This is a genomic window from Eikenella sp. HMSC061C02 (assembly GCF_001809035.1).
GTDB lineage: Bacteria > Pseudomonadota > Gammaproteobacteria > Burkholderiales > Neisseriaceae > Eikenella > Eikenella corrodens.
Window position 1 is genome coordinate 44,630 of record NZ_KV795559.1, and the last position, 9,854, is coordinate 54,483.

Sequence of the window (9,854 nt, forward strand, 5' to 3'; positions counted from 1 at the left end):
AACGCTGTACTGGTTTTTGTTAATTCACTATATCTTGTTTATACAGTGCAATCTGCCCGGCAGCGTGTTAGAATGCGCGCCGGTTTCGGGCTGCGCTTTCAGGTAGCCTCAAGCCTTTGTTTTATTTCCAACCTGCCCTGCCTGTCTGAAACCCTAACCATGCGCCTGCGTCTGTGCGGGCTTATGCTTAGTGTTTTAGCGGCAGCGGCCTTTTCCTAAAGGAATCCTAATGTTTAACAAACACGTCAAATCCTTCCAATACGGCCAGCACACCGTTACCATCGAAACCGGCGAAATCGCCCGCCAGGCTGCAGGTGCGGTGAAAGTATCCATGGGCGAAACCGTGGTGCTGGTGGCTGTTACTGCTAACAAAGAAGTGAAAGCCGGGCAGGATTTCTTCCCGCTCACCGTGGATTATCTAGAGCGCACCTATGCCGCAGGCAAAATCCCCGGCGGCTTCTTCAAGCGCGAAGGCAAACAGAGCGAAAAAGAAATCCTCACCAGCCGCCTGATTGACCGCCCCATCCGCCCGCTGTTCCCCGAAGGCTTCTTCCACGACATCCAAATCGTGGCCACGGTGGTATCGGTTGATCCGGAAATCGATTCCGACATTCCCGCCATGATCGGCGCCTCTGCCGCGTTGGTATTGAGCGGCGTGCCTTTTGCCGGCCCCATCGGTGCCGCCCGCGTGGGCTACCTGAACGGCGAATACGTGCTGAACCCGACCAAAACCCAGCTGGCCAAATCGCAGCTGGATTTGGTGGTGGCCGGTACTGCACAAGCCGTGCTGATGGTGGAATCCGAAGCCCAAATCCTGCCCGAAGACGTGATGCTCGGCGCCGTGGTATACGGCCACAATGAAATGCAGGCCGTTATCCGCGCCATCAACGAGCTGGCCGACGCGGTCAACCCCGAAGTGTGGGACTGGAAAGCACCCGAAACCGATGCCGCTCTGGTGGCCAAAGTGCAGGAAATTGCCGGTCAAACCATAGCCGAAGCCTTCAAAATCCGCCAAAAACAGGCGCGCACCGCCAAGCTGGACGAAGCCTGGGCCGCTGTGGAAGCCGCGCTGATCACAGAAGACACCGACACCCTGGCCGCCAACCAAATCAAAGGCATTTTCAAACATTTGGAAGCCAATGTAGTGCGCAGCCAGATTCTGGCCGGCCAGCCGCGCATCGACGGCCGCGACACCCGCACCGTGCGCCCCATCAACATCCAAACCGGCGTGCTGCCGCGCACCCACGGCTCCGCCCTCTTCACCCGTGGCGAAACCCAAGCCCTGGCCGTGGCCACCCTTGGCACCCAGCGCGACGAGCAAATCATTGATGCCTTGAGCGGCGAATACACCGACCGCTTCATGCTGCACTACAACTTCCCGCCCTATTCTACCGGCGAATGCGGCCGCATGGGCGCGCCCAAACGCCGCGAAATCGGCCACGGCCGCCTGGCCAAACGCGCCCTGCTCGGCGTGCTGCCCTCGCCCGAAGAATTCAGCTACACCATGCGCGTGGTGTCTGAAATCACCGAATCCAACGGCTCTTCTTCCATGGCCTCCGTGTGCGGCGGCTGCTTGAGTCTGCTCTCCGCCGGCGTGCCGCTCAAAGCCCATGTGGCCGGTATTGCCATGGGCTTGATTCTGGAAGGCAACAAATTCGCCGTGCTCACCGACATCTTGGGCGACGAAGACCACCTCGGCGACATGGACTTCAAAGTGGCCGGTACCACTGAAGGCGTCACCGCCCTGCAGATGGATATCAAAATCCAAGGTATCACCAAAGAAATCATGCAGATCGCCCTGGCACAGGCCAAAGAAGCCCGCCTGCACATCCTTGAGCAGATGAAAGCCGCCGTGGCCGGCCCGCAGGAGCTCTCGCAGCACGCCCCGCGCCTCTTCACCATGAAGATTAACCAAGACAAAATCCGCGACGTTATCGGTAAAGGCGGCGAAACCATCCGCGCCCTCACCGCCGAAACCGGCACCGAAATCAACATTGAAGACGACGGCACCATTACTATCGCCGCCGTGAATGTGGAAGCCGTGGAAGCCGCCCGCAAACGCATCGAAGAAATCACGGCCGAAGTGGAAGTGGGCCAGGTGTACAACGGCGTGGTGATTAAGATTTTGGACAACAACGTCGGCGCCATCGTATCCGTGATGCCCGGCAAAGACGGCCTGGTGCACATCAGCCAAATCGCCCACGAGCGCGTGAAAGACGTGAACGACTACCTCAGAGTCGGCCAAAACGTGCGTGTGAAAGCGCTGGAAGTGGACGACCGCGGCCGCGTTCGCCTTTCCATGAAAGCCCTGCTGGATCAAACCCGCGAACAATAAGCGCAGGATGATTAGATAAAGCAAAGGCTACCTGAAACCTTTTCAGGTAGCCTTTATTTGAAACTACAGAGAAGCGCTTTCATAGCGGATTAAAATAAGAATGAAACGAGGCGACTGGCTGTAGACGGCTCCCACGTACGGTCAGGCACCGCAGCAGCATTCTTATTTCAACCACGATAATGATAGGAGAAGCCCATGCCCAACCGCCCCACCTTCAAAGAAGCCGACAGCATCGACCTCCACATCCTCAAGCTCTTGCAGGAAAATGCCCGCCTGAGCATGACCGAGCTGGCCGAACGCGTCGGCCTGTCCGCCACCCCCGTAACCGAACGTGTGCGCCGATTGGAGCGCGACGGTTACATCAGCGGCTACCATGCCCGTCTCAACCCCGCCCGCTTGGGCTACGGCTTGCTGGTGTTCGTGGAAATCAAACTGCATTCTAAATCCGGCGATATTTTTGAAGAATTCCGCCGCGAAGTGCTGAAAATCCCGCAAATCCTCGAATGCCACCTTGTGTCCGGCGAATACGACTACCTGATCAAAGTGCGCCTGCAAGACATGTCCGCCTACCGCGACATGCTCGGCAAAATCCTGCTGCAACTACCCTCCGCCGTGGAAAGCCGCAGCTATGTGGTGATGGAGGAAGTGAAGGAAAACGGGCCGCTGGCGCTGGAAGATTGGGAAGAATAAACCAAAGGCTACCTGAAAGCGTAAGCTTCAACGGAGTTAAAACGTGGCGCAGCGAAGTTTCTGCGTAGCTAAAGTTTCAGGTAGCCTTTTACCTCAATACGCCATTCTTACCTCACCCAACAGCCTGCACTGCGAACGCAAGAATTCATCCAACATCACCTGCTGGGGTTCGCAAAACGGAAGCCCTGCGGTACAACCAGTTTTGCAAGATGTACACATGATTGCTTGTCTCTAGATTGAGGCTACCTGCAAACAATCGGGGTGTTCTTTGGCTAAACCATGCTTCAGGTAGCCTGAATAATTGGATGTGCGAGCCAGCTGCGTCCAAAATGCTGCACATGAGGCTGCCAATTCGCCGCTCTCTATCTATTGCCTTCCTAACCCCGTTCTGTGCCCAGCCCTCTGTTTCTGTTATGATAGCCGTCTTTTTGGCCGCTCTTGAATACCAAGTGGGCAACCATATTTTTCAGGTAGCCTCCATACAGGCTACCTGAAAGCGTGAGCTTCAACAAAGTTAAAACATCAGCCCCGGCCAAAGCTAAAACCTAAATTCATATTTTAAATATAAAGCACCACACCATGTTCAACCGCTTATTCTCCTGGTTTGAAAACCGCGTCGATCCCTATCCCTCCAGCGAGCCGAAAACCCCTCGCAACGGGCTGTTTGGCTTCATTTGGAGCAATCTCGAAGGCGTGCGCGGCTGGCTTGTGCTGCTGGCACTGCTCTCCGGCGGCATCGGCATTGGCGAAGCCTTGCTGTTTCAGTTTATCGGCAAAATCGTTGATTGGCTCGGCCGCTATACGCCTGAAACACTGTTTGCCGAAAAAGGCTTGGCGCTCGTTGGCATGGGCGTGCTGATGGTAGTGCTGGTGATTTGGACGTTTTTCACTTCCGCTATCCGCCTGCAGGTGTTGCAGGGCGTGTTCCCCATGCGCCTGCGCTGGAATTTCCACCGCCTGATGCTTGGCCAATCGCTTAGTTTTTATCAAGACGAATTTGCCGGCCGCGTGTCGGCTAAAGTGATGCAGACCGCGCTGGCCGTGCGCGATACGGTGATGACCATCGCCGATATGGTGATGTATGTGCTGGTGTATTTCATCACTTCCGGCGTGATTCTAGTGGCGCTGGATAGCTGGCTGCTGCTGCCTTTCGTGGGCTGGCTCATCGGCTTCAGCCTGGTGATGCGTTTTCTGATTCCCCGGCTCGGCCAAACCGCCGCCCGCCAGGCCGATGCCCGCTCGCTGATGACCGGTCGCGTTACCGATGCCTACGCCAACATCGCCACGGTGAAACTCTTCTCCCACGGTGCGCGCGAAGCTGATTATGCCCGCCGTTCGATGGAGGAATTTATGGTAACCGTGCACGCCCAAATGCGGCTGGCCACGCTGCTCTACAGTGCCAGCGCCGCAGTAAACACCGCGCTCACCCTTTCCACCGCCGTGCTCGGCATTTGGCTGTGGCACAACGGCCAGGTGGGCGTGGGCGCAGTGGCCACCGCCACTGCCATGGCACTGCGCGTGAACGGGCTCTCGCAATACATCATGTGGGAATCCGCCCGACTGTTTGAGAATATCGGCACCGTGGCCGACGGCATGGGCACGCTTTCCAAGCCGCAAACCATCCTCGATAAGCCCGATGCCAAGCCGCTGTTGGTGAACAAAGGCGAAATCTGCTTCAACCACATCGACTTCTCCTACGAGCCCGGCAAGCCCCTGCTCAACGGTTTCAGCCTGCACATTCGCCCCGGCGAAAAAGTCGGCCTCATCGGCCGCAGCGGCGCGGGCAAGTCCACCATTGTGAACCTGCTGTTGCGCTTCTACGAGCCACAAAGCGGCCAAATCTGCATCGATGGGCAAAATATCGATAGCGTTACCCAAGAAAGCCTGCGCGCCCAAATCGGTTTGGTAACGCAAGACACCAGCCTGCTGCACCGCTCGGTGCGCGACAATATTGTCTACGGCCGCCCCGACGCCACCGAAGAAGATATGCTGCAAGCCGCCCGACGTGCCGAAGCCGCCGAATTCATCCCCCAGCTTTCCGATGCCAAAGGCCGCAAAGGCTACGATGCCCACGTGGGCGAGCGCGGCGTGAAGCTTTCCGGCGGCCAGCGCCAGCGCATCGCTATCGCACGAGTGATGCTCAAAGACGCACCGATTCTGCTTTTAGATGAAGCCACCAGCGCGCTCGATTCCGAAGTGGAAGCCGCCATCCAAGAAAGCCTCGATACCATGATGGAAGGCAAAACCGTTATTGCCATCGCCCACCGACTCTCCACCATCGCCGCCATGGATCGCCTCATCGTGCTCGATAAAGGCCGCATCGCAGAAGAAGGCAACCACGCCGAGCTCTTAGCCAAGGGCGGCCTCTACGCCAGCCTGTGGGCACACCAAAGCGGCGGTTTCCTCAATGTGAAAGAGCCGGAGATTGGGCAGATGCTTGCGAAAGAGTAAGTCCGGCTAGTTGCCGCGCGAACATAAAAGAAGGCTACCTGAAAGTTTTCAGGTAGCCTTTCTCATATAATACAAAATTATTCAGCCGGGCTTCTTCGCCAACATCGTCACAAACTTCAATTGAATTGGCCTTCCTTGCGCATCAGTAGCGTGCATTGAGCCTACGGCTTCTTCATATTTCAGCAATTCCCAGTCGGCATAATACTGCCGCAGCTCGTCTTCTTTAAATGTAAACGAAAACGGCATATGGCAGGGGTAGTCTGCCGTATCCATTGCCGACACGATCAAGTTATAGCCACCAGGCCGAGTATGCGCCTGCATATCGGCAATAATCTCCGGCACACGGCCTGCCTGGAGAAACATAAACACCACTGTGGCAAAGATAAAATCGTAATCTTCATTCAAAGCAGCGGCGTTAATATCGTAAGCATCCGCCCGCAGCGGCAACTGTTCGCGCGCAGCCATATCCAGCACCGAAGCCACTGCCGCCGGGCTGTGGTCCACAGCGTGCACATCATATCCGGCCAAGCTCAAAAACAGCGCATTGCGCCCCTGCCCACAGCCTAAATCCAAGGTCTTGCACGGCGGCACGGTTTGCACCGCCTCGCGGATAGCGGAATGGGTGGTAGTCATGCCGTATTTTTTGTGGAAATAATCTGCTTTTTCGCAATGAAATTCCAGCTGCACGGCAAAATCATCATCCAAGGGCTCCACCTTGTGCCAAGCCTGCGGATAAATCGTCCACACACCGGAATCCGGCTGCAAAATATGCTCCGCCAGCACTGTGCCGTCTTCCTGCAATTCATAAAACTTCAGCCGCCCGCGTAATACGCGCAGCTTGCCGTAGGTACCAACCTGTGTGTTGTGCTGCGACAAAACTGCTGCCGGAATAGTGGCTTTATCCCATACCGGCATGGTTTTGTAGCAGATGAGTTCGGATTGCATAGCATCTCCTCTAATGTGTACATGAAAGAGCACTTACCATATTTCCATACCCTACATGGAAAACAATCAATTAATCACTGTAAATTACTACTATCTAAAATAATATAAAAGGCCATCCTCTCACAGATGACCCTCCCATTATCAATATTCTATAAATCAAATTGTCACGCAAGTGGCAGGTGTATATTTTGAAGGCCAATATGCGGCATTAGATTTATCTATCTCGCAAGTCCACTGCCCTTGATTATCCCGTACAAAGCTAATTACTGCACCCTGTATTTGTGGCAAAGCATTGCGGCCAAAGGTGGCATTGACCCGTTCAAATTGGTTGCTATTTAATCCAACTGATGCAGTAAATATTAAATTGGAATTCGGGTTTTGGTTCAAACCTAAAAATTCCAACCTCCTACCATTCTGCATCACTCCGTCCTGGCTCGGATCAACAGTGGGAATTCCGCCATGCGCCAAAATAGATTCCACCGCTGTCTTAGTACTACCCAACTCATAAAAGACACGGTTAATCTGAGCCTTAGCCATATGATCTTGATACAATGGCAATGCAATGGCAGCCAAAATGCCGATGATGGCAATCACAATCATCAGCTCAATCAAAGTAAAGCCTTTGTGTTTACACATATTTATCACCGCAGTTCATTATTAAAACAGCCACCATACGGTGGCTGTTTTAATCGGATTCAGCGCCTATTAAGCACCGGTACAACCGCTAGGAACAAATTTGGTTTTCCAACCACTTGCGCTGTTTTTAGCAACAGTACAACTCCACTCACCAGCAGGAGTACGGCTCAAGGTAATGGTAGCACCATGAATGCTGGTATTAGCATTCTCACCAATAGTGCCTACAAATGTAACTTTACCAGCATCAGCACCAGTACCCGCTGTCAAAGTAGCTTTAGACAACAAGTTAGAAGTCGGGTTATTCAGCATACCCACCCATTCATTCGGGGTGGTAACAGCGGCACCAGCTGCAGCATCAGCAGCCAATACCGGTGTACGACCTTCAAACAGAGCAGCTTCGATAGCGGTTTTGGTACCGGCCAATTCGCCGTATGCACGGGTTACCTGAGATTTAGAGATGTAGTCTTGGTACAACGGCAGGGCGATAGCAGCCAAAATACCGATAATGGCGATAACGATCATCAACTCGATCAGGGTAAAACCTTTTTGTACTTGTTTCAACATGACATTTTCCTTGTTTAAAATGGAACTTAAATAAACCGAATCTTCCGACCCGGGAACTTCAACCAAAAGAAGGAGACAACTAAAAAACTTCATTTCCGGCTAGGCTTGTTTGCCGTCGCCACGAGAAACATAAAGCAACGGCTATGCCAAAAAATATAAAAATAGTTCTATTTATTTCACAACTTAATGTTTTTAAATTATTTTTATTTGTTTTTTGATTTAAGCGACAGGTTTATGTGACTGCTCTGCGCGACTAGCTAATCTGCAAAACTGACATTTATCGTCAGTTTTTGGCCCGCTATTTTGCACAGATTGCCATTTTATGGGCTTCATCGCCTGCCAATTTAGGTTGCTGCCATTTTAAGCGGCGATTTTTGGCATTCCACTATATCTATCCACTTTCATCGGTGCGGCAATACTGCACTAGTGCAAAAATAAGGTAAGGCGGCATTACTATGCCGCCTCTTGATTAAGGAAGAATTCGCTTCGTAGCAACTTGTCCCTTCATAAGGATTTCTCTTTAACCACACGCAAGCCGTACCGCAGCTTTCAGGTAGCCTTTAGCCTTCCACCGCCATTACTGCTTCAATTAAAGCCATTCCGTTTTCAATCCGAAATGCCACTTCCCAATCGTCCACTGCCATCTTATATACCCGCTGTGGCGTATCCTGATAAGCCGGACGCGGGTCTTGGGCGATGCTTTGTTCAATCAACAGGCGAATGGGCGGCGGCAGGGATGCTGCGCTTATCTCGTCTGCCCAAGCTACTTCGAGCGGTACGGGCGGAACGGCGGCGAAGCCTGGGGCGGCATCGGGCTGTGCTTCCACAAAAGGCAGATAAGGTTTGATGTCTAACACAGGCGTGCCATCAAGCAAATCCGCCCCGCCGCACCACAGCCGCACTCCGCCCTCGGTTTCAATGCGCTCAAGCTTGAGCAGGGACAGTCCCAGCGGATTGGGCCGGAACGGGCTGCGCGTGGCAAATACGCCCATTTTCCGGTTGCCGCCCAAACGCGGCGGCCGAACCAAAGGCTGCCAGCCCGCCCCGGCCACGCCGTGAAACACAAACTGCACCCAGACATGGCTGAAGCTTTCCAGCCCACGCACACAATCGGCAGAAAACTCGGGCAGGAATTCGATGCATACCTGGGCAGAAGGCACCAAGCCAGGCTGGCGCGGTACGCCGAATTTCTGCTTATAAGGAGAGCGGACGTAGGCAATGGTTTGCAGGATGTGGGTGGCTGGCATGGTTTGGGGCGATTTAGAGGAAAAGATAAAAGGCTACCTGAAAGCGATGTCTTGGCATAGCCAAGGCGGAGCTTCTGCGAAGCTAAAGCGTAAGCTTCAACGAAGTTAAAACTAGGCTGAGTTGCTGCGAAGCTAAATCGTCAGTTTAACGTAGTTCAAACGAAGTTTCCGTAGGAAGCGGAGTTTCTGTGAGATTGAGATTAGATTTTGGCAAGGCAGCAAGTTGGCATCACCACTCCGCCGTGCTACCCGCTCCGTTTTCTGTGCCTAATAAAAACCGGCAGCCTCGGAATTCCCGGGCTGCCGGCCTGATTTCACTAATGCGGCGTTGAATTGAAATCAGCTTACTGCTGGCGTTGGCAAGCAGTTTCTACGCTGTTGCCATAGGGGTCTTTGAAGCTGAACGCAGCTTCATTGCCCTTGCGATGCCACTCGGCACCGCTGCCGAACAGGCCGCGGTTACTGGTGTAGCGCTCGCCAGAACCGGAAGTGGCGCGGTTGAGCACAGCGCTCTTGTCGTCAAGCTGCAGGCTCACGCGGTCGGTACCTTGCTGGCGCACGGTTACAGACAGGCCGTTTTCGCAGCTGAAGCGCTCAACGCTTGCACGGCGCTCGCCACGGTGCTCGTGGCGCGGAGCCGGCTCGTTGCTCGGATCTTGCATGCTGCTTTCATGGCGTTGGTGATGTTGATGACGGTGACCGTCGTCTTGCGGGGTGTTCACCACGCAGGCGGTCAACAACAAAGCCAAAGAGGCCGGTACAGCCCAAGTACGTACTTTCATTGTGTATTTCCTATAAAATGAGAAAATACCGCCATAGCCGGCGGCAAGAGCATCTTAGCCCAAAGCGTGCGGCATAAAAAGGGGGATTAACCAAGATTTACGGCAATATCTAAATTATTCCGGTGAAAAGGCTACCTGAAAGCATTTGGCTGCTTTCAGGTAGCCTTTAGGTGTAGTAAATCGGCGCGTTGTTTACACCACAGG

General features: G+C 53.7%; 9 protein-coding genes. 4 read left to right on the forward strand and 5 right to left on the reverse strand.

Features of this window, described 5'->3' with window-relative positions; translation table 11 throughout:
* From HMPREF2541_RS12410 to HMPREF2541_RS07225, 4 genes are all read left to right on the forward strand, one after another.
* Positions 1-219: hypothetical protein (locus tag HMPREF2541_RS12410; RefSeq protein WP_210387149.1), on the forward strand; the 219-nt coding region annotated here is incomplete at its 5' end.
* A gap of 10 nt (positions 220-229) precedes the next feature.
* A complete protein-coding gene (gene pnp, locus HMPREF2541_RS07210) occupies positions 230-2,335 on the forward strand; it encodes a polyribonucleotide nucleotidyltransferase (RefSeq protein WP_049258275.1) in 2,106 nt (701 codons plus the stop codon).
* Positions 2,336-2,530: 195 nt separating this feature from the next.
* Positions 2,531-3,025, forward strand: coding sequence for a winged helix-turn-helix transcriptional regulator (locus tag HMPREF2541_RS07215; protein ID WP_070542633.1), 495 nt, complete (start codon positions 2,531-2,533; stop codon positions 3,023-3,025).
* A 579-nt stretch (positions 3,026-3,604) separates the two neighbouring features.
* Positions 3,605-5,476 (forward strand): ABC transporter ATP-binding protein, encoded by a 1,872-nt coding sequence (locus HMPREF2541_RS07225; protein WP_070542635.1) that lies wholly within the window; start codon positions 3,605-3,607, stop codon positions 5,474-5,476.
* An 81-nt stretch (positions 5,477-5,557) separates the two neighbouring features.
* Here the strand turns inward: HMPREF2541_RS07225 and tehB are convergent, their stop codons facing one another.
* From tehB to HMPREF2541_RS07250, 5 genes are all read right to left on the reverse strand, one after another.
* Positions 5,558-6,421: a tellurite resistance methyltransferase TehB gene (tehB, locus tag HMPREF2541_RS07230; protein ID WP_070542638.1), complete on the reverse strand. Its 864-nt coding sequence runs from the start codon at positions 6,419-6,421 to the stop codon at positions 5,558-5,560.
* A gap of 156 nt (positions 6,422-6,577) precedes the next feature.
* Positions 6,578-7,057: a pilin gene (locus tag HMPREF2541_RS07235; RefSeq protein ID WP_070542641.1), complete on the reverse strand. Its 480-nt coding sequence runs from the start codon at positions 7,055-7,057 to the stop codon at positions 6,578-6,580.
* Between the two features lie 69 nt (positions 7,058-7,126).
* Entirely contained in the window at positions 7,127-7,621 is a 495-nt protein-coding gene (locus tag HMPREF2541_RS07240) for a pilin (protein ID WP_070542644.1), read from the reverse strand.
* 560 nt (positions 7,622-8,181) lie between these two features.
* Positions 8,182-8,868, reverse strand: a complete 687-nt coding sequence (gene tsaA / locus HMPREF2541_RS07245; RefSeq protein ID WP_070542647.1) for a tRNA (N6-threonylcarbamoyladenosine(37)-N6)-methyltransferase TrmO — start codon at positions 8,866-8,868, stop codon at positions 8,182-8,184.
* Positions 8,869-9,212: 344 nt separating this feature from the next.
* Positions 9,213-9,650: an MliC family protein gene (locus HMPREF2541_RS07250; protein WP_049259451.1), complete on the reverse strand. Its 438-nt coding sequence runs from the start codon at positions 9,648-9,650 to the stop codon at positions 9,213-9,215.
* Positions 9,651-9,854 lie beyond the last annotated feature (204 nt).

Coding starts and splice junctions, on each gene's coding strand:
- pnp (WP_049258275.1), top strand. CDS start 230: ATGTTTAACAAACACGTCAAATCCTTCCAATACGGCCAGCACACCGTT.
- HMPREF2541_RS07215 (WP_070542633.1), top strand. CDS start 2,531: ATGCCCAACCGCCCCACCTTCAAAGAAGCCGACAGCATCGACCTCCAC.
- HMPREF2541_RS07225 (WP_070542635.1), top strand. CDS start 3,605: ATGTTCAACCGCTTATTCTCCTGGTTTGAAAACCGCGTCGATCCCTAT.
- tehB (WP_070542638.1), bottom strand. CDS start 6,421: ATGCAATCCGAACTCATCTGCTACAAAACCATGCCGGTATGGGATAAA.
- HMPREF2541_RS07235 (WP_070542641.1), bottom strand. CDS start 7,057: ATGTGTAAACACAAAGGCTTTACTTTGATTGAGCTGATGATTGTGATT.
- HMPREF2541_RS07240 (WP_070542644.1), bottom strand. CDS start 7,621: ATGTTGAAACAAGTACAAAAAGGTTTTACCCTGATCGAGTTGATGATC.
- tsaA (WP_070542647.1), bottom strand. CDS start 8,868: ATGCCAGCCACCCACATCCTGCAAACCATTGCCTACGTCCGCTCTCCT.
- HMPREF2541_RS07250 (WP_049259451.1), bottom strand. CDS start 9,650: ATGAAAGTACGTACTTGGGCTGTACCGGCCTCTTTGGCTTTGTTGTTG.